The organism is Phytomonospora endophytica (assembly GCF_014202425.1).
GTDB classification, from domain to species: domain Bacteria; phylum Actinomycetota; class Actinomycetes; order Mycobacteriales; family Micromonosporaceae; genus Phytomonospora; species Phytomonospora endophytica.
Genome location: NZ_JACHGT010000004.1, coordinates 94,996 through 113,754, shown reverse-complemented (window position 1 = coordinate 113,754; position 18,759 = coordinate 94,996). Strand labels below are relative to the sequence as shown.

The window sequence follows — 18,759 nt, the reverse complement described above, 5'->3', positions numbered from 1 at the left end:
CTCCCTGCTGTCATGAGTTCGCCTACGGCACATCCGCCGTTCGGCGTACCTTCCGCTGTCCTGTTGTTCCATGCCGACGGCGGAAGGTCACGACCTGGAAGGCCTCGCAAGGGTGGGCGCAAGGGAAAACCTCCACCGAAACCGAAGGCCGGCGGAGGCTTGATCGACAGGCGTGGGGGTGGGCAAGGGGGCGCGGGAGGCGGCGGGTTCGGGTGGGACGCGAGAAGGCGGGCGGCGGTTCCGTTGGGGGCGGCGGGATCTAGGAACCGAGCCGGACCGGGTACCAGCGCAGGACCTTCGGGTCGCCGAGCCCCGACGCCGTCAGCCACGCCGCCGCGCGCCTCGCGTCGGCCTCGTCGGCGATGAGTCCGTGACGGCCCGAGCGCACGCCGGTCGCGTCGTCGACGTCACCGGTGAGCCCGTCGAGGCAGAGCCGGCTGTGCCAGGTGCCGCCGTCGAAGCCGACGAGCTCGAAGCCCAGTGGCGCAAGGGAAGGCGGTCCGGCGTCGCTCAGAAAGGCGGTGGCGCCCGTCCACTCCCCCATCTCACCGCGCAGGTCGGACACGAGGTCGGCGGGGGCGGCGGCCTCGATCAGCTCATGGCCGTCGCGAACCGCCGCACTGGCCGCCACCCCGTCGGCGAACCACGGATCCCGCGCCCAGTGGCCCGGTACGGGCACGGCGTCGGCCAGGCACTCGCTCATCGTCGTGATCTCCGCCGGCAGCAGAGCCGCGTCCATGTGCGCGGCACGCTGGAACCGCCGCACCACAAGGAAGCCCGCCGACACGAAGCCCTTCACTCCGCCAGCTTGTGCAGCAGTTCGGCCCGGTTCCGCACCCCGAACCTCCGGTACAGCCGCGACAGCCGCGCCTCGACCGCCTTCACCGACAGGAACAGCGCGGCCCCGATCTCGCGGTTGGTGGCCCCGGCGCGGACCATCGCCACGAGCCTGCGGTCGGCCTCGGCGAGGCCGTCGCCGCCGTCGGCGCGCTGGTGATCCAGTCTGTCGAGTTCGTCGCGGGCGATGGCGAGGTGGGCGTCGGCTCCGACGGCGGCGAAGGCCGTGACGGCGGTGGCGAAGGCGGCGCGGGCGACGGAGCGGCGGCGGGCGCGGCGGGCGATGCGCCCGAGGGTCAGTTCGGCGCGGGCGGCTTCGAGTGGGTAGGCGCGCGGGCCGTGCGTCTCGATGGCCGCGCGCAGTGTGTTCATGGCCTCGACGCCGTCGCCTCGGGCCGCGGTGAGCAGGGCGCGGACGCGCTCGACCTGGACGGCGATGACGGGTCGCCCGAACAGTTCCACGCGTTCGGCGAGGTCGTCGAGCCGCTCGGCGGCGGCGTCGAGATCCCCGGTGGCGACGAGCGCCTCGATGTGGTCGGCGTGCCAGGGGATGATCGCCGGATCCCTCGCGGCGCCGGCCTCTTCGAGCTCGGCGGCGCGGTCGAAGGCCGCGACGGCGGCGGCCGCGTCGCCGGTCATCAACAGCGCCTGTCCGTGGATCGCCAGCGCCGGTTCGAGCCATTCGTCGTCACCGAGGCGTTCGCAGACGGCGACGGCGTTCGCGGCCCGTTCGACCGCCCGCCGCGGCGTCCCGGCGCACCATTCGGCGCTGGCGCCGACGACGAGGCCGACGCAGGGGGTGGGCGCGGCGTCGAGGAACAGGCGCTCGCATTCGTCTCCGGCTCGGAGAGCGGCGGCGCCGTCGCCGGCGCGCACGTTGACCGAGGTGGTGGAGATGAGGACGCCCATGAGGTCGGCGATGAGGCCGCGCGAGCGGACGTCGTGTTCGAGGCGGGCAATCTCGTCGCGGGCGGTGGCGAGGTCGCCGCGGAACAGCGCGGTCATGGCCCACATCTGGCGGGCGTCGATGGCGGCGGTGGTGACGGGAAGTCCTTGGGCCATGCGGTAAGCGGCCTCGTGGAGCGCGTCGGCGGTCTCGCCGTCGGGAGCGTCGGGCGCGGCGATGGTCGCGCGGACGCCGAGGGCCTCGACGAGCAGGGCCTTCTCCCCGGCCTCGCGGGCGAGTCCTTCGGCGCGGTGGGCGTGGCGGGCGGCGTCGGTGTTGCGGCGTTCGAAGTAGGCGAGCGAAGCCTCGTAGAGGCCGACGCGCGCCTGGAGCGCGGTGTCCGCGCCGGCCTCGGTCGCGGCCCGGGCGAGCTGCCCGGAGGCCTCGCCGAGCTCGTGCCAGGCGAGGTCGACGACGAGCAGCCGCGCCCGCACGCGCGTGACCGGCGCTCCCCCGGCGGCGAGCGCGGCCTCGGCGAGTTCGCGGGCCTCGGGAACGCGGCCGGCGTCCTGGGCGTATCCGGCGGCGGTGAGGAGCCGGGCGGCGATGGCGGCGGTGTTCTCGGGCGGGGTCCGGCGGGCGGAGAGGCGGGCGAGACCGACGGCGGTGCCGGGCGCGCCCCGGCCGGCGGCCTCGGTGGCGGCGGTCTCGGCGAGGGCGGCGATGTCGGCGTCGGCGGCGGGGTTGCCGAGGGCGCGGTGGCGGGCGCGTTCGACGGGGTCGTCGACGACGGCGGCCAGTTCGGCGTGGGCGGCGCGGCGGGAGGCGCAGCCGGCGTCGCTGGTGACGAGTTCGCGCAGCAGCGGGTGGAGGAAGGCGATGTCGCCGTCGTCGGTGGCGGTGATGATGCGGGCGGTCTCGGCGGCGTGGAGGCCGTCGGCGGGCAGGGCTTCGGCGCGGATGAGCAGGCCGAGGGTGGGCCGGGAGACGAGGGCGGCGTAGACGAGGGCGCGGCGGGTGTCGTCGCCGAGGCCGTCGAGGCGCCTGGCGAGGAGGTCGCGGAGGCGGTCGGGGACGGGCAGGGGTTCGTGTTCGGCGGGTGCCGGTCCGCGGCCGAGAGCGCGGGCGAGTTCGATGGCGTACATGGGGTTGCCGCCGCTGGCCGCGTAGACGCGCTGGGCGGTGTGGGCGGCCGTCTCGGCGCTGAGGAGTTCGGTGATGGCGGTCCGGTCGAGTGGTTCGAGGGCGATGGCGAGGGGGTCGTGGCACAGCGCGCGGGCGGTGGGTTCGGCGTCCTCGACGCGTTCGGTGACCAGGATCGACACGGGCAGGCCGCCGATGCGGCGGGCGGCGAAGGCGAGGACGTCGGCGCTGGCGCCGTCGACCCATTGGGCGTCGTCGATGACGAGCAGGACGGGGTTCTCGGCGGCGAGACGGCGGAGGTGTTCGAGGACGGCGATGCGGACGGTCAGTTCGTCGGGTCCGGCGCCGGCCCCGCGGGTGCGCAGGAGCGCGACGTCGAGGGCTTCGCGCAGGTGGGTGGGCAGGGCGCGGGCGGCGGCGACGCTCTCGGCGAAGAGGTCGATGAGGACGAGGTAGGGCAGGTCGCTCTCGACGGCGGCGGGCGCGGCCCGCAGGACGTGGACGCCGTCGGCACGCGCGCGGTCGGCGAGGGCGTCGGCGAGTGTGGACTTGCCGATCCCGGGTGGCCCGTGCAGCAGGACGCTGCGATGGGCCGTCAGCGCGCCCGCCGCCTCCCGCAGCGTCTCCTCGCGCCCCACCATGCGCATCGCGGCACCTCCCCGCCGTCGGCCGGGGCCCAGAATAGTGGCGTTCAGTCACGGATTGGAATACGTCCGCGCTGGTGAACCCAGCCTTATGAGCAACTTTGTTCACCACTGGTGGTTCAGATGCGCCCGGCCTTGCGTTCCATCACCAGCAGCCACACCAGGTATCCGCCGCCGAGCAGGCCGGTGATCACGCCGACGGGCAGCGTGCGCCCGGTGAAGGCGCGCTGGGCGACGAGGTCGGCGACGACGAGCAGGACCGCGCCCATCGTCGCCGAGGCGAGCAGGTTCGGTCCGGGCGCGCGGGTCAGGCGGCGCGCGAGGTGCGGCGCGGTGAGCGCGACGAACGAGACCGGCCCGGCGGCGGCCGCCGCGAAGGACACCAGGAGCACCGAGGTGACGTACAGCAGCAGCCGCAGGCGCCCGACGGGCACGCCGAGCGCGCCCGCGCTCTGGTCGCCCATCTCCAGCATCACCAGCGCGCGGGAGGCGAGCACGAGGAGCGGGAGGGTGAGGGCGAGCAGGATCGCCAGCGGCAGCACGTCGTCCCAGTCGCGGCCGTCGAGGCTGCCGGTGAGCCAGAGGGTCGCCTGGGCGGCGTCGATGATCTGGGCCTTGGTGAGCAGGTAGCCGACGACGCCGGTGAGGATCGCCGACAGGCCGATGCCGACCAGCACGAGCCGGTAGCCGTGGGCGCCCGCGCGTCCGGCGACGATGAGCATGATCGCGCCGGTGACCAGGCCTCCGGCGACGGCGCCGCCGGCGACGGCCAGTCCCGAACCGCCCGCGATGAGCATGACCGTGAGGGCCCCGGCCGAGGCGCCCTGGGTGAAGCCGAGGACGTCGGGGCTGCCGAGGGGGTTGCGGACGAGGGCCTGGAAGACACCGCCGGACAGGCCGAGGGCGACGCCGACGGCGAGGGCGGTCGCCACGCGCGGCAGGCGCAGTTCGTTGACGATGAAGGCGTCCATGCGGCTGCCCTGCCCGAGCAGGGTCGTGACGACTTCGCCGGGGCTCAGCGGGTAGTCGCCGCTGCCGATGGACACGACGGCGACGACGACGGCCACCAGCGCGCAGGCGATCGCGACGAGCAGCGGCCGCAGGTGCAGCCGGACCGAGATGGAGCGGTGCCGCAGGACGCTCACGCGCGGGCTCCCTTCCGCCGCAGGAGGAGGTACAGGAAGACCGGACCGCCGACGACGGCGGTGACGATCCCGACGAGGATCTCACCGGGGCGGGCGACGACGCGGCCGATGACGTCGGCGCCCAGCAGCATGACCGGCGACAGGAGCAGGCAGTACGGGAGCATCCAGCGCAGGTCGGGGCCGGTGAGGGCGCGGACCATGTGCGGGACCATCAGGCCGACGAAGACGATCGGGCCGCACGCGGCGGTCGCGGCTCCGCACAGGAGCGTCACGGCGATCATGGACACGACGCGGGTGACGGCCGGTTTCGCGCCGAGCGAGCGGGCGGAGTCGTCGCCGAGGGCGAGGGCGTTGAGACCGCGCGCGAGGAACAGGGCGAGGACCGTCCCGACCACGATGAACGGCAGGACGCTCCAGACGGTGTTCATCCGGGCGTCGGCGAGCGAGCCGACGGTCCAGAAGCGCATCCGGTTGAGGGAGGCGGCGTCGAGGAGTTCGGTGGCGCTGACGAAGGAGTAGAGGGCGGCGTTGATGGCCGCGCCGGCCAGCGCGAGCCGGACGGGTGTCGCGCCACGACCGCCGCTGACGGCGTAGACCAGGACAGACACGGCCGCCGCGCCCGCGAAGGCGAACCAGATGTAGCCGGTGAAAGAGGTCACGCCGAAGAAGGTGATCGACGACACGACGGCCGCCGAGGCGCCGGCGTTGATGCCGAGCAGGCCGGGGTCGGCGATCGGGTTGCGCGTGAGGCCCTGGGCGACGGCTCCGGCGAGGCCGAGCGCGATGCCCACGATGAGACCGAGGACGGTGCGGGGCAGGCGCATGTCGTGCACGACGGTGTAGGAGTTGGAGGCGGCGTCGAAGAGGCCGGACCAGGCCTCGCCGAGCGTGAGCGGCCGCGACCCGAGGGCGAGGCTGAGCACGACGACGGCGATGAGGACGAGCAGGGCGGCGAGCAGGCCGGCGGCGCGCAGTGCCCGCGGGGCATGTCGTGCCGGAGGGACGGCCGCCTCGACCTGGGGGCGAAGCATTTGGCTAGGCTAACCTAACCATCCTCCTCCCATGCGAAAGGCACCCCATGCGCAGTCCGCTCACCTCGTCACTCTCCCGCCGCGGTCTCCTCACCGCGGGCGGCGCCCTCGGTCTCGGCGCCCTGCTGGCCGCCTGCGGCTCCAAGGACGACGGAGGCTCACCGGCGGGCTCGTGGACCTTCACCGACGACCGCGGTCAGATCGCCACGCTCGACGCCGCGCCGAAGCGGATCGTCGCCTTCATCGGTGTCGCGGCGGCCCTGCACGACCTCGGGCTCGGCGACCGCGTCGTCGGCGTGTTCGGCCCGACGACCGCCGCCGACGGGACGAAGGACGCGCAGGCGGGCGACCTCGACGTCTCCAAGGTGACCGTGCTGGGCAACGCCTGGGGCGAGTTCAACGTCGAGGAGTACGCCAAGCTGAACCCGGACCTGCTGGTCAGCAACATGTTCGACGACACGCTGTGGTTCGTGCCGGCGGAATCCTCGGAGAAGATCCTCGGGCTGGTGCCCAGCGTCGGGATCAAGACCTTCGACATGCCGCTGTCGAAGCCGATCGACCGCTTCGCCGAGCTGGCCGGGGCCATCGGCGCCGACCTCGCCTCGCCCGCCACGGCTGAGGCGAAGACGCGCTTCGAGACCGCCGCCCAGGCCGTCCGGGAGGCCACCGCGGCCAACCCCGGCATCAAGGTCATGGCCTGCGCGGCGTGGACGGACCTGTTCTACGTGTCGACGCCGGCCCGCAACAGCGACCTCATCTTCTTCAAGGAGCTCGGCGTCGACCTCCTCGTGCCCGACAGCGTCAACGCCGACGGGTACTTCGAGGAGCTCAGCTACGAGAACCTCGACAAGTACGACGCCGACCTGCTGCTCCTCGACGAGCGGACGCAGGGCCTCCAGCCCGCGCAGCTCGCCGAGAAGCCCGCGTGGGCGAAGCTCCCGGCGGTCGAGGCCGGGCAGATCACGCCGTGGGCGCCCGAGCCGCGCTTCTCCTACGCCGGGTGCGCGCCGCTGCTGGAGCGGCTCGCCGAGTCGATCGCGTCGGCCCGGAAGGTCGTCTGACTTTCCCTGCGGCCCTTGGGATCTGGGACACTTTCGGGCCGGACGTGAAACCTGCTGCGACGTCCGGCCCGTCTAAGCAGTGGATCGGCCCGTCAGCGGAAACGGGCCGGTCCGTGCTCGTTCAACAGGCCGCGATGTCGCAGCCGGCGGCCTCGATGGCCGCACGGACCGCCGCCTCGTCGACGTCACCGTCGGACAGGACGCTGACCTTGCCGGGCGCGGGATCCAGGTCGACGCCGCCGACGCCGGGCACCCGGATCAGCTCGACGCGGACGCTGTCCACGCGGTGCGCGCAGGTCCCGGCGTCGAGGCCGGTGACGCGGTAGGCGGTGAGACTGAAGTCGACGGTGATCATTTTCGCTCCTCACGGGGTGGTCCGGGGCGTGCATGGAACCGTACGGCGGTTAGGTATGACCGCCGTCGGCTCGCCCCGACACCGAGCATGGCCGTCCGCGGTCGGCCGGCGCCACGACTCGGCGCTTCCGGGGTACGCCATGGCGGGAACCGGACACGGTCGACGGGAGCGCCCATGGTGGACACGGCTCTTGCCGCGCAACAGGTCTACGCGCGCATGCGCGAGGACGGAACGACTTTCGCCGCGTCCACCGTGGACCTGCCACCCGAGCAGGTGCCCGGGGTGCGCGGGCACCTGGCCTCGCTCGGGCTGCTCGACGCGGCGGCCGAGATCTCCGTCGACGCGATGGCCGCCCTCGGAAGGCTCCTGGCCGACAACCGCGAGGATCGGCCGCTCATCGAGCAGATCCTCAACGAACTGGCCGAGCTGGCCCGGGAGAGCATCCTCGAACTGCACCCCGCCTCGGACTGGAACCACCACGAGCGCGAACCGGCCCGGGTCCGCACGCGCGACGACGTCGCACTGGCCAACGGCGTGCGGATCCGGACCCTGCACGCGCAGATCACCCACAACCTCCCGCACATGCGCCGCCACCTCGAAGCGCGCACGGCCACCGGAGTCGAGGTCCGGTACGCGCCGCTGGTGCCGACGCGGATGGTCGTCTACGACCGCGCCACCGCGATCGTCGAAGGCGACCGGAGCGACCCGCGCGCGTGGGCGGTGATCCTGCGCGGGCGCAACCTCGCGCAACCGCTGGCGCACCTGCACGACTACTGCTGGACGACCGCGTCGGAGGCCGCCGACGTGCCCGGATCGGTGCACGACGCGCGGCTCACCGAGCAGCAGCGGACGGTGCTGCGGATGCTGGGGACGGGCGCGAAGGACGACGCGATCGCGCGGGCGCTGGGGGTGTCGACCCGGACGGTGACTCGGATCGTCGGCGAGTTGACGGCGCTGCTCGGGGCGGGGAGCCGGTTCCAGGCGGGGGTGCGGGCGGCGCGGTTGGGGTGGTTGGACTAGGGATGAGGCGTGCGGGAAGCCCTCTCGCCTAACCCCCCGCCCCCAGATCCACGTGCAGGGCGATCATCCAGGCCCCCAGCGCCGCCACCAGCACCGAGAGCACGATCCCGGCCACCGCCACCGGCCTGCCGCGCCGGTTTCCCGTCAGGCCGACGATCGCCGCGGCGAGCCCCGCGAGGCCGAGCGGCAGGGCGATGAACGCGCGCACGCCCGTCAGGTCGATCGGCAGGAAGGGCAGCACGATGCCCAGGAACGCGAGGACCACCGAGGCCACGGCCGGTCCCGCGCTTTTCGGGGCTTCAGGTGTGCTGTGCGGTGGCTGCATTCCATGAGGCTAACGATCGCCGCACGGGAGAGGTCCCCGCGCTCGCCACCACCGGTCTTCGTGACGTAGGCTATGACCGAATATCCAATCCAGTCATAGCTTGAGTCAGGAGCCGCTCGTGCCGCCCGTCCCCTTCACCCCCGACGAACGCGAGCGCATCCACGCCCTCCTCCTCGACGCGGGCGAGGCGCTCTTTCCCGCGCAGGGCCTCAAGAAGACCTCCCTCGACGAGCTCGTCGCCCCCGCCGGGATCGCCAAGGGCAGCTTCTACGCCTTCTTCGATTCCAAGGAGGCGCTCTACACCGCCGTCATGCTCCGGCGGGCGCCGCTGATCGCCGACCGCCTGAAGCCCGCGCTGGCCGAACCGGCCGACGTCGAGGGGGTGACCGCCCTGCTGCACGCGCTCACCGAGGTCTTGACCACCGATCCCTTCTACCGTCGCCTTCTGACACATCCCGAGGAGCTGCGCGCGGTGTCGCGGCGGGTGGCGCCCGAGGACGTGGCGCGGATCGGGCCTCAGCTCATCGCACCGGTCCTCGACTACATCGGGCGGGGCCAGCGCGAGGGGCTGCTCGTCGGCGACGTCGAGCCCGGCACGGTGCTCGGCGTCATGCGCGCGGCCGGCCTGGTCGTCATGAACCGCGAGCTCTTCGGCGCCGACCACGCCGCCGTCCTCGACGCCACGATCGCCACCCTCGCCAGGGGCCTCACCACCGAACGGAGCTGACCATGGGCGCACTGTCCACTGTGGCCTCGACCTTCCGGATGACCGACGAATCCTGGAAGCGGCACGCCAACCCGTGGAGCGTCTGGACCCGCTTCGCCGCGATCCCGCTCATGCTGCTCGCCATCTGGAGCCGCGACTGGATCGGCTGGTGGTCCCTCGCCCCGATCGGCGCCGTCGTCGTGTGGCTGTGGCTGAACCCGCGCGCGTTCGCGCCCGTCGAGCAGCCTCGAAGCTGGGCGGCGAAAGGGATCTACGGCGAGAAGCGGTGGCTCGCCGACCGCTCGCTCGTCGACGCCGAGCACCGCGCGGTCCTGCGCCTCCTCGGCGTTCTCGGCCTCGCGGGCCTGGTCATGATCGTGTGGGGCCTCGTCGTGCTCGCGGTGTGGCCGACCGTCTTCGGGGCGACGCTCCTCATCGTCGGGCAGCTGTGGCGGATCGACCGCCTCGTCCGCCTCTACGACGAGAATCCTTGACGGAAACGCTCCCACGCCCGAGGATCGGAACCATGCCCGGGATCTACGACACGCCTCGGATGAAGGTGTCCCAGCCCGACAACAGCGTCGACTTCAGCTACACCGACGACACCGGCGCGCTCCTGGCCAAGGCCGTCCAGATCATCGGACCCCCACCCCGCAAGGGGATCGCGAAGTTCTTCGAGCCCGGTGACCACGTCGGCGACCGCCCGCACGTCGCCCTGCGCGTCGACGACGCCGCCGGGACGCCGATGTTCTACCTCGACCGCCAGCCGGGCCAGGTCTCCGTCGTCCAGGTGCCGGTGACGGTCCAGGCCGCCAACGGGATGGTCTACGGCCGCGTCGAGCACAACACCGCCAAGTACATCCAGAGCGTCGCGCCGAGCATGATGACCGCGCCCATCACCGGCTGGGTCGCCGGCGCCCAGTCGCACCGGCTCGTCGACGCCCACGGCACCCCGGTGTGCGAGGTCGCGTGGGAGGCCTTCGCGCAGCGCGCCGAAGGCGGCCGCGCGCACGGCGCCTCACAGGTCGCGTTCCTCGACGCCAACGGCGTCATGGTCGCCGAGTACGGCGACGACGGCGTCCTGCGACTCCTCTACCAGCTGCCCGAGCCGCTGCGGACGCTGATCCTGGCCGCGCCGATCGCGCTGGTCCTCATGGCTCTCGGGACAGACGGTTGATGTCGGCCATCTCCAGCACGCGCTGATCCCCGCCGCGTTCGGCGACCGCGAGCATCGCGCGGCCGAGCGCGTCGGTGGTCGTCACCGCGTTCGGCGCGATCGCCCGCAGGCCGCTGAGCACCGGCGTCAGCACGGTGTACAGAGCCCGGTAGAGACGCGTCTTCGACCGGATCCCGTCGCGAGGCTGGATCATCCCCGGGCGGAACATGTACGCATCCAGGGGCGTGGCGAGGAGCGCGTTCTCGGTGGCGCCCTTCACCCGCTGCCACATGCTTCGGCCGCCCGCATTCGTTCCGGCACCGGAGATGTAGAGGAAACGCGTCGACGGCCCGACGCGCACCAGGCGTTCGGCGACCGACATCGTCAGATCGTGGGTGACCCGCCGGTAGTCGGCCTCCCCCATCCCCGCCGAGGACACGCCGAGGCAGAACAGGCAGGCGTCGAACCCGGCGAGCCGGTCCTCCACATCGGACAGTTCGAACAGGTCCGGGCGGACGAGCTCGGTCAGCTTGGCGTGCGAGCGGCCGGTCGCGGCCCGCCCGACCGACAGCACTTCGCGCACGCCCGGATCCCGCAGGCACGCCAGCAGCGCGCCCTGACCGACCATGCCCGTCCCACCGAAAAGCAGCACCCTCATGAGTTCACGGTAGGCGAATCGGCCCCCGCGGGATGGATGTCCAGCTCACGAAGGCGGCCCACGAGCGCGGCCAGGGCCGCCTCGGGGTCGATCGCGAAGGCCGACTCGCGTACGCGGTGGAAGCGCCAGCCGCAGCGTTCGAGGTCACGCTGGCGGGCCAGGTCGTGCTCGTAGGCCTGCGGACCGTGCCAGGTGTCGCCGTCGCACTCGACGGCCAGACGCGCCTTGGCACCGACGACGACCAAGTCGATGCGGTAGCCCTCGACCGGGAAACGCGGGATCACCGTGTACCCCAGCTCGCACAGCCGATTGTGGACGCGCTGCTCGAACAGCGACTCGAAGGGCTCGACGCGGACGGTGTCGCTGACGCGCTCGCCGACGGCGGGGGCGCCCGTGCCGCGAACGGCGTGGTAGCAGTGGTCGAGCAGCTGGAAGCGCATGTCCTCGGGGTTGCCCAGGGCACTCGGCTCGATCGAGTGGAAAAGCCACATCTGGTCACGCGCACGGGAAGCGGCGACGTTGTAGCGCTGCACGTAGACGTCGCTGGTGAGGGCGGAGCGGAGCCCGCCGTCTCCCGCGCGGTCGTCGGGCGCGGCGACCATGGACAGGAACATGACGTCGCGTTCGGCGCCCTGGAAGTCGGCGGAGTCACCGCAGCGCAGGTCGCGGGCGGCCCATTCCTCCGGCGGTATCCGGTCCAGCAGCTCGCGCTCGATCGCCTTGGCCTGAGAGGTTCCGAGCAGGGAGATGACGCCGAAGGTGAGCCCGTCGTAGCGCGGGTCGGCGACGCACTTCTCGATCTGCGCGACGACGGCCTCGGCCTCCACGGGGTTGACCTTCCCGCCGGTCTGGCCGCGCGTGTACCCGTCGGGGCAGTACACCGGGCGGACCGGTTCGAGGCGGTCGACGCCGTACTGCCGCACCGGGAGCAGACGGATCCCGTCGGGTTCGTAGGCGACGCGGTTGGAGAAACCGATGATCTCGGGGACGCAGCGGCGGTGCTCGGTCAGCGTGAGCATCCCCCGGAACCGCATCTTGGCCTCGTCGAAGAGGCTGCGGCGGGGGTCCTGCCAGGAGGCGCGGTAGTGGTCGTCGGCGAGGTACTGGCCGGCGAGGTCGCGCAGGCGCTGCTGGTTGACGCCGACGGCGGAGGGCGAGACCTGCCGGTCGTCGCCGATCACGACGATCTTCGGCGCCAGGTACTGCAGGAAGGTCGCTTCGAGACCGGCCTGGGAGGCCTCGTCGACGATGACCACGTCGAACATGCCCGGCCGGATCCGCAGCTGCTCGGCGATCCGGTAGACCGGCATGATCCACACCGGGACGGCCTCGCGGCAGCGGTCCATGGCCTGGCGGATCTCCGTTCGGCGCTGCACGGCGTACTTGCCCGTGCCCTTGCCGAGGCGCTGCACGAGCTGGGCGTAGTGGGTGAGGTTCGCGCGGGCGGCGCCGGTCAGGCGCGCGGCCGAGACGGCGTGGTTCCAGGCGCGGGTGGCGGCCAGTTCCTCGACCTGGGCGCGGATCCGCTCCTCGACCGCGGTGACCGACGAACGCAGCAGGTTGACGTCCTCGGCGTCACGGCCGGTGATCCACGCGCCCGTCGCGGCCCAGTCCCAGGCCTCCTCGAAAGCGCCGAGCCGGGTGCGCCACACGGGGTCGCCGGGATCGGCGGCGACGGCCTCGCGCAGCCCGTCGGCCACTGTGGACAGACGGCGGGCGAGATCGTCGCGGCGGGCCGCCAGCGCCCGGACCTGATGGAGTCTCGCGAGCCGGGCGTGTGCGGTGGCGTAGGCGTCGGGGTCGCGTCCGGCGACGGCGGCGTCGAGCTCCCGGACGCAGGGCGCGGCGTCCTTCCAGCGCGCCACCTCCCCGACCACTTCGGCGATCCGGGTCAGCGGCACGCCCGCCGAACGAACGGCGTCGGCGGCCGCCGCGGCCTCCACGAGGGCGGCGTACGAGCGCACGGAGGCCAGGTCGGTCCAATCGGGACGCGGCAGGCCCATCCCGGCGAGGGCGCTCTCCTCGCGGTCGAGCGCGCCGCCGAGGGCGAGCACGCGGCCGAGCTGGGCGCGTTCGGTCAGGTGCCACTGGAGACGCTCCGACAGCGACTTCCCCGCCGGGACCGGGGTTCCGTCCGGCCAGGCCCGGTCGAGGGCACCGAGCGCGGCGAGCGCGTCGACATGGGTGGCGAAGGCTTCGAGCCGGTCGCGGGTCGTCGGCGGCAGGCCGTCGACGCGAACGCGCTCGAACAGCGGCTGCGCCTGTTTGACGGCCTTCGCGGTGAGGGCGCCGACCTTGACGGTGCCGTCCGGCCCGGCCTTGATGCGGCCGCCGGTGCCGAGGTGCTCCAGCAGCTGCCGCGCGAGGGCGTTGAGTGCGCCGACCCCGCCACCCTCCACCTCGATGTGGGTGAGCGGCCCGATTCGTTCCACGAGGGGCTTCGCGCGCACCATCAGGTCGCTGATCTGGCGGGCGCGGGCACGCCAGATCTGGGCGCGGCCGGAGCGGACGTCGACGAGCGCCTCGTCCATCCAGCGCTCGCGCCAGCGGGCGAGGTCGCCGGCCTCGTCGGCGAGGCGGTGGAGCCGCTCCCGCAACTCCGCGCGGACACCGGGATCCAGGGCCGTGACCGGCCGGTGCGCGGGGTGGTCCTTGAGGTGCCCGTGGGCCGCTTCGGCCTCGATGGCGGCGCGTTCCGCGGCGACGAGGTCGGCGAAGACGCGCGGCACGGGCGCGGCGGCGACCCGGTCGGCGAGTACGCCCAGACCGGGGACGGTGGCGACGAGATCGGCGTAGATGCCCCGGTCGGGGACGGCGGCCAGTTCGACGAGACGGGCGTCGGCCTCGGGTTCGTCGGCGGCGAGATCGCTGTCCCGCAACAGTTTCAGCCACGCCAGGGCCTCGGTGGAGTCGAGCGGGGCCGGCTCGCCGGCGTCGACCTCGGCGTACTCCGGCAGCCACGCGTGCTTCGCGCTCCGCTCGCGGTGACGGACGGCGAGCTGCGCCAGGGTGCCGCGCTCACCGCGGAACTCGTGCACGCGGACCTCGTCCTCGCGGGCGTCGACGAGGCGGTGGTGGAGCCCGGCGCGTTCGGCGCCGAGCCGGTCGATGGCGGCCAGGCACGCCTCGATGGTCTCGGCGGCGGCGGCCTCGTCGTGTTCGGCGGAGGCGGCGGCGATGCGCTCGACGGCGACCTTGAGGTCGGACATGTCCTCCCGCGAGGTGCCGACGACGGCGACCGACAGCGGTTTGATCGCCGCCGGAAGCTTGTCGCGGACCTCTTTGAGGGCGCGGTCGGTGTGGGCGGTGACCAGGACGCGCTCGCCGCGGGCGAGGAGGTGGGAGATGAGCAGGGCGGCGGTGTGGGTCTTGCCGGTGCCGGGCGGGCCCTGCACGAGGGTCTGGGCCCGGGTGTCTACCTGTTCGAGGATCCGGCGCTGCGTGTCGTTGGCGGGCAGCGGAAGGAAGGGATCACCGTCCACTGTGACCAGTGCGCCGCCGGGCCCGCCGGGTTCGGCGGCGGGCACGTGGTCGGGGTCGACGAGCGGGAGGAGGCCTTCGGGGACGCGACCGGTGTGGATCAGTTCTTCGCCGATGGCCTCGTAGATCTCGACGAGGTCGCGGCGGGAACGGCGGCGCAGGATGAGCGCGGGCGCGAAGGCGGCCTGCGCGCGGGGGCCGTGCGCGGGCGGGAGGTCGGCGTCGCTGTACCCGCCGTCGGCGTCGAGGGTGTGCACGAGACGGCGGACGAGCGGTCCCTGCTCGCCGCGGTGCATGGGGTGCGCGGCGGTGCTCTGCGCGTCGGCGCGAATCCCCTGGAGGTGCGCCGATGCGGCGATGTGGCCGGGGTCGAGCATCTCCAGTTCGACGGCGAGCGCGTCGAGGGCCTTGACGCGCACGACCGACAGGCGGCCGGTGTCGGCGTCGAAGCCGATGGCGACGGGCGCGGTCAGCAGGTGGCGGCGGACCGGGGACTCGCCGGGCGGGACCCAGGAGAGGCAGCCGATGCCGAGGACGAGTTCGAGGTCCTCGGGGTGGCCGGTGGCGGCCACGTGCATCGCGAAGAGGCGGCCGTACAGCGCGCGGACCGGCGCGTCGGCGCGTTCCTTTTCGGCCCAGGGGTTCCAGGCGGTGAGGTAGGCGTCGAGTTCGGGTTCGCTCGCGCCGTCGTCGAGCGCGGGCGGCGTGTCCGGGTCGTCGAGGGGCGTGCTCAGCCGCGCGGCCAGCGCTTCGGGCGGGGTGGGCGGGTCGACGCGCGCGACGCGGTCGACGGTGAGCAGCACGTCGTCGGGGCCGGGTTCGGGACCGATCGGCGCGACGGCGGGATGCGCCGGCACGTCACCGAACCAGAGGACGGCGCCGCCGCCCTGCTGGTAGGCCTCGACGGTGCGCGGCGGGTCGGAGCGCAGTTGCTGGACCCGCGCGAGGAACCGGAACAGCCTGATGGCGCGGTCGACGATGTTCGGGACGGGCATCGGCAGGTCACCTCCCTTAGAGGATGACACGCGCCCGGCGGGGCGGCGAATGTCGTGGCGGGTGGGGACCCTTGTGGATACCCGCTCGGCGCGGAGGCACGCATCCACCCACCTCCCCCACCCCCACCCGCGTATGGTCCCCCTCATGGCCCACCGTCCCGCGCTGCTCATCATCGACATGCAGACCGCGCTACTCACCCGCTCGCGGGCGCACGACCTCGATGCCACCGTCGCGGTCGTCGCCGGGTTGCGGGAGCGGGCGGATGCGGCCGGAGTCCCCGTGATCGCTTTGCAGCAGTGGGGCGAGAAACTGCCGCAAGGCGCGCCGGGGCACGAGTTCGTCGAGGCGCTGACGCCCCGGGTCGAGGACGTCGTGATCGCCAAGCGGAGCGCCGATCCCTTTATCGACACGACGTTGAAGGCGACCTTGGACGCGCTGGGCGTCACCGAGGTGCTGGTCACCGGCTTCGCCACGGAGTTCTGCGTCGAGAGCGCCGCGCGGGCGTCGCTCGGGCACGGCTACGACGTCGTGCTCGTCGCCGACGGGCACACGACGATGGAACGCGAGGACACCGACGAGTACATCTCGGCCGCGCGGTCGATCGCGCACCACAACCAGATCTTCGGCATCATCGAGTACCCGGGCCGCAGCGTCCGGGTACTGCCTTCGTCCGAAGTGGACTTCAGCTCGCCGTGACGAGTTCCGCCAGCAGCTCCGGGTCGAGGTTCCCGCCGCTGACGACGGCGGCGGCGCGGCCCCACTCGGACCCGTAGCGCAGGTACGCGGCGGTGGTGAGCGCGCCGGTCGGTTCGGCGACGAGCTTCGCGCGGCGGGCCAGTTCCCCGGTGGCGGAACGGATCTCGGCCTCGGTGACGGTCACGATGTCGTCGAGCCTGGCCTTGAGGTGCGCGAAGGTGAGCTCCGACAGGCCCGTGCGGACGCCGTCGGCGATGGTGCGGTAGCTCTTCTCCTGCGGCCAGGCGATGAGTTCCCCGGCACGGAGGCTCTCCTCGGCGTCGGCGGCCAGTTCCGGCTCGACCCCGATCACCCGGACCGTGGGCGCGAGCGCCTTGACGGCCGTCGCCACCCCGGAACCGAGCCCGCCGCCGCCGACCGGCACCAGCACGGTGTCCACATCGGATGACTGGTCGAGGATCTCCAGCCCGACCGTGCCCTGCCCGGCGATCACGTCGGGGTGGTCGTAGGGCGGGATGAGCACGAGGCCGCGTTCGGCGGTCAGGCGTTCGGTGGCGCTGAAGCGTTCGGCGGGCGTGACCATGATGATCTCGGCACCGGTGTCGCGGATCCCGGCGACCTTCGCGGCCGGGGCGGTGTCGGGGACGACGACCACGCACGGCACTCCGCGACGCGCGGCGGCGTACCCGAGGGCGCGCCCGTGGTTGCCCGATGAGTGCGTGATGACGCCGGCGCCCTCGGGGAGACGGGCCAGGGCGTTGGCCGCGCCACGGATCTTGAAGGCCCCGACCGGCTGGAGGTTCTCCGCCTTGAGCCACAGGTCACCGGCCCATGCGGCGTGCAGCAGTGGGGTGCGCACGGCGAACCCCTCGATGGCCTTCTCCGCCGCGCGGACGTCGTCGATCGTCACCAGCCTCATGGATCAAGTGTGCCCAGGGCTGGTCGCCGGGGCACGCCGGGTCCTACCATCGGGCATTCGCCGAGTAAGGAGCCGAGCATGCGAGCGGTGCTTTTCGAGGCCCACGGCGGCCCCCTCGCCGTCGCCGACGTCCCCGAGCCCTCCCCCGGTCGGCGTGGCGCGGTCGTCCGCGTTGAGGCGACCGGGCTGTGCCGCAGCGACTGGCACGGCTGGATGGGCCACGACCCCGACATCGCGCTCCCGCACGTACCGGGTCACGAGTTCGCCGGTGTCGTGGAGTCGGTCGGCGAGGAGGTCACCGGCTGGAAACCGGGTGACCGCGTCACCGCGCCTTTCGTGTGCGCCTGCGGGAGCTGCCCGGCGTGCGCGGCGGGTGAGCAGCAGGTCTGCGAGCGCCAGACGCAGCCGGGTTTCACGCACTGGGGCTCTTTCGCCGAATACGTCCGGGTCGACGCCGCCGGCGCCAACCTCATCGCGCTCCCGGCCGGGCTCTCCTTCACCGCGGCGGCCTCGCTGGGCTGCCGTTTCGCGACGGCGTACCGCGCGGTCGCCGCCCGGGGCGCGGCCCGGCCCGGCGAGTGGGTCGCGGTGCACGGGTGCGGCGGGGTCGGACTGTCGGCGGTGATGATCGCCGCGGCGGCGGGCGCGCGGGTCGTCGCGGTCGACGTCTCGCCGGTCGCGCTGGCCCTCGCAGAGCGCTTCGGGGCGGCGGTGTGCGTCTCGGCCGCCGACGGCGCCGACACCGCCGAGGCGGTCCGCGCGGCCACCGGCGGCGGTGCGCACGTCTCCCTCGACGCGCTGGGCAGCCCGGGGACGTGCGCGGCCTCGCTGCTGAGCCTGCGGCGGCGTGGACGGCACGTCCAGGTCGGGCTGCTGCCGGGTGCCGAGGGCGATCCGGCGCTGCCCATGGAGCGCGTCATCGTCTATGAGCTGGACGTCCTGGGCAGCCACGGCATGGCCGCGCACGCCTATCCGGAGATGATGGGGCTGGTCGCCGCCGGGCGCCTGCGCCCGCAGGATCTCGTGACGAGCACGATCGGCCTCGGCGAGGCACCGGCCGCGCTTGCGGCGATGGGCACGCGGCCCGGCGCCGGGGTCACCGTCGTGCTGCCGGGGGCCTAGAAGACCACGACGCCGAGGCGTTCCAGCAGCTTCCGGACGTAGGCGTCGTCGACGGGACCGGCCGAGAAGACGTAGCGGAAGTACATCGGCGCCATCACCACGTCGACGACGTCGCCGACCTCGGGCGTCCGTTCGCCGCGCGCCCGCGCGCGGTCGAGCATCGCCTCGATCTGACCGGTCCGCTGGCTCAGGAAGAGCCTGCGGACCTCCTCGCCGCCTTCGACGTCGAGGAGGGCGATGACCGTCCGCAGCACCGTCAGCGCGTCGGGCCCGTTGACGCCCCTGGCGACGTTGAGCGCGAACTCGCGCAGGTCCCCCGCGAGGCCGCCGGTGTCGGGAACGGGCCAGTCGGTGTTGAGCCGGTCGACGAGGACGTCCATGAGCAGCGCGTCGAGCCGTCCCCACCGGCGGTAGACGCTGGAGTCGGCGACACCGGCGCGTTCGGCGACGTCGCCGACGGCGAAGTTGCCGTAGCCGCGTTCGGTGAGCAGTTCGGTGAAGGCCCGGTGCACCGCCGCGCGGACGCGCGCGCTGCGGCCCCCGGTCCGGCGGGCCGGTGCGGTCGGAGTCACGTGCTTC

The 18,759-nt window shown here is 73.3% G+C and carries 17 protein-coding genes; 7 read left to right on the top strand and 10 right to left on the bottom strand.

All coding sequences use genetic code 11. The features are described 5' to 3' along the window. Positions 1-259 precede the first annotated feature (259 nt). From HNR73_RS09795 to HNR73_RS09780, 4 genes are all read right to left on the bottom strand, one after another. Entirely contained in the window at positions 260-799 is a 540-nt protein-coding gene (locus HNR73_RS09795; protein ID WP_184787041.1) for a hypothetical protein, read from the bottom strand. Beyond that, entirely contained in the window at positions 796-3,513 is a 2,718-nt protein-coding gene (locus tag HNR73_RS09790) for an AAA family ATPase (RefSeq protein WP_184787040.1), read from the bottom strand. Before HNR73_RS09790 ends, HNR73_RS09795 begins: the two co-directional genes overlap by 4 nt. A 116-nt stretch (positions 3,514-3,629) precedes the next feature. Next, positions 3,630-4,655, bottom strand: a complete 1,026-nt coding sequence (locus HNR73_RS09785; protein WP_184787039.1) for a FecCD family ABC transporter permease — start codon at positions 4,653-4,655, stop codon at positions 3,630-3,632. Further along, a complete protein-coding gene (locus tag HNR73_RS09780; RefSeq protein ID WP_184787038.1) occupies positions 4,652-5,686 on the bottom strand; it encodes a FecCD family ABC transporter permease in 1,035 nt (344 codons plus the stop codon). Before HNR73_RS09780 ends, HNR73_RS09785 begins: the two co-directional genes overlap by 4 nt. A gap of 47 nt (positions 5,687-5,733) precedes the next feature. Here HNR73_RS09780 and HNR73_RS09775 point away from each other — a divergent pair, with 47 nt between their 5' ends. Further along, positions 5,734-6,747 (top strand): ABC transporter substrate-binding protein, encoded by a 1,014-nt coding sequence (locus HNR73_RS09775; protein WP_184787037.1) that lies wholly within the window; start codon positions 5,734-5,736, stop codon positions 6,745-6,747. A 121-nt stretch (positions 6,748-6,868) separates the two neighbouring features. Here the strand turns inward: HNR73_RS09775 and HNR73_RS09770 are convergent, their stop codons facing one another. Further along, complete coding sequence (locus tag HNR73_RS09770; RefSeq protein ID WP_184787036.1) at positions 6,869-7,102, bottom strand: heavy-metal-associated domain-containing protein; 234 nt, start codon at positions 7,100-7,102, stop codon at positions 6,869-6,871. A 174-nt stretch (positions 7,103-7,276) separates the two neighbouring features. On the opposite strand from HNR73_RS09770, the gene HNR73_RS09765 reads away from it, so the two are divergent. Continuing rightward, positions 7,277-8,122 (top strand): helix-turn-helix transcriptional regulator, encoded by an 846-nt coding sequence (locus HNR73_RS09765; RefSeq protein ID WP_184787035.1) that lies wholly within the window; start codon positions 7,277-7,279, stop codon positions 8,120-8,122. 28 nt (positions 8,123-8,150) lie between these two features. Here HNR73_RS09765 and HNR73_RS39005 read toward each other — a convergent pair whose 3' ends face one another. Beyond that, a complete protein-coding gene (locus HNR73_RS39005) occupies positions 8,151-8,447 on the bottom strand; it encodes a hypothetical protein (protein ID WP_203686140.1) in 297 nt (98 codons plus the stop codon). 118 nt (positions 8,448-8,565) lie between these two features. On the opposite strand from HNR73_RS39005, the gene HNR73_RS09755 reads away from it, so the two are divergent. From HNR73_RS09755 to HNR73_RS09745, 3 genes are read left to right on the top strand one after another with little or no spacing between them, the layout of a single operon-like run. Next, entirely contained in the window at positions 8,566-9,174 is a 609-nt protein-coding gene (locus HNR73_RS09755; protein WP_184787034.1) for a TetR/AcrR family transcriptional regulator, read from the top strand. Between the two features lie 2 nt (positions 9,175-9,176). Beyond that, positions 9,177-9,647 (top strand): DUF6653 family protein, encoded by a 471-nt coding sequence (locus HNR73_RS09750; protein ID WP_184787033.1) that lies wholly within the window; start codon positions 9,177-9,179, stop codon positions 9,645-9,647. Positions 9,648-9,679: 32 nt separating this feature from the next. After that, positions 9,680-10,330, top strand: a complete 651-nt coding sequence (locus tag HNR73_RS09745; RefSeq protein ID WP_184787032.1) for a hypothetical protein — start codon at positions 9,680-9,682, stop codon at positions 10,328-10,330. Here the strand turns inward: HNR73_RS09745 and HNR73_RS09740 are convergent. Together HNR73_RS09740 and HNR73_RS09735 are read right to left on the bottom strand one after the other, a co-directional pair. Then, on the bottom strand, positions 10,305-10,967 hold the full coding sequence (locus HNR73_RS09740) for an NAD-dependent epimerase/dehydratase family protein (protein ID WP_184787031.1): 663 nt from the start codon (positions 10,965-10,967) through the stop codon (positions 10,305-10,307). The genes HNR73_RS09745 and HNR73_RS09740 overlap by 26 nt on opposite strands. After that, positions 10,964-15,442, bottom strand: a complete 4,479-nt coding sequence (locus HNR73_RS09735; protein WP_184787030.1) for a PDDEXK-like endonuclease domain-containing protein — start codon at positions 15,440-15,442, stop codon at positions 10,964-10,966. The genes HNR73_RS09740 and HNR73_RS09735 overlap by 4 nt, the downstream gene beginning before the upstream one ends. Before the next feature lie 145 nt (positions 15,443-15,587). On the opposite strand from HNR73_RS09735, the gene HNR73_RS09730 reads away from it, so the two are divergent. Beyond that, positions 15,588-16,139 (top strand): cysteine hydrolase family protein, encoded by a 552-nt coding sequence (locus HNR73_RS09730; RefSeq protein ID WP_184787029.1) that lies wholly within the window; start codon positions 15,588-15,590, stop codon positions 16,137-16,139. On the opposite strand, the gene HNR73_RS09725 is transcribed toward HNR73_RS09730, so the two are convergent. Then, positions 16,126-17,058 (bottom strand): threonine ammonia-lyase, encoded by a 933-nt coding sequence (locus tag HNR73_RS09725; protein ID WP_184787028.1) that lies wholly within the window; start codon positions 17,056-17,058, stop codon positions 16,126-16,128. The genes HNR73_RS09730 and HNR73_RS09725 overlap by 14 nt on opposite strands. A gap of 78 nt (positions 17,059-17,136) precedes the next feature. Here HNR73_RS09725 and HNR73_RS09720 point away from each other — a divergent pair, with 78 nt between their 5' ends. Beyond that, positions 17,137-18,180, top strand: coding sequence for a zinc-dependent alcohol dehydrogenase family protein (locus tag HNR73_RS09720; RefSeq protein WP_184787027.1), 1,044 nt, complete (start codon positions 17,137-17,139; stop codon positions 18,178-18,180). Here HNR73_RS09720 and HNR73_RS09715 read toward each other — a convergent pair. After that, positions 18,177-18,752, bottom strand: a complete 576-nt coding sequence (locus HNR73_RS09715) for a TetR/AcrR family transcriptional regulator (protein ID WP_184787026.1) — start codon at positions 18,750-18,752, stop codon at positions 18,177-18,179. The two genes, HNR73_RS09720 and HNR73_RS09715, sit on opposite strands and share 4 nt — an antisense overlap. Positions 18,753-18,759 lie beyond the last annotated feature (7 nt).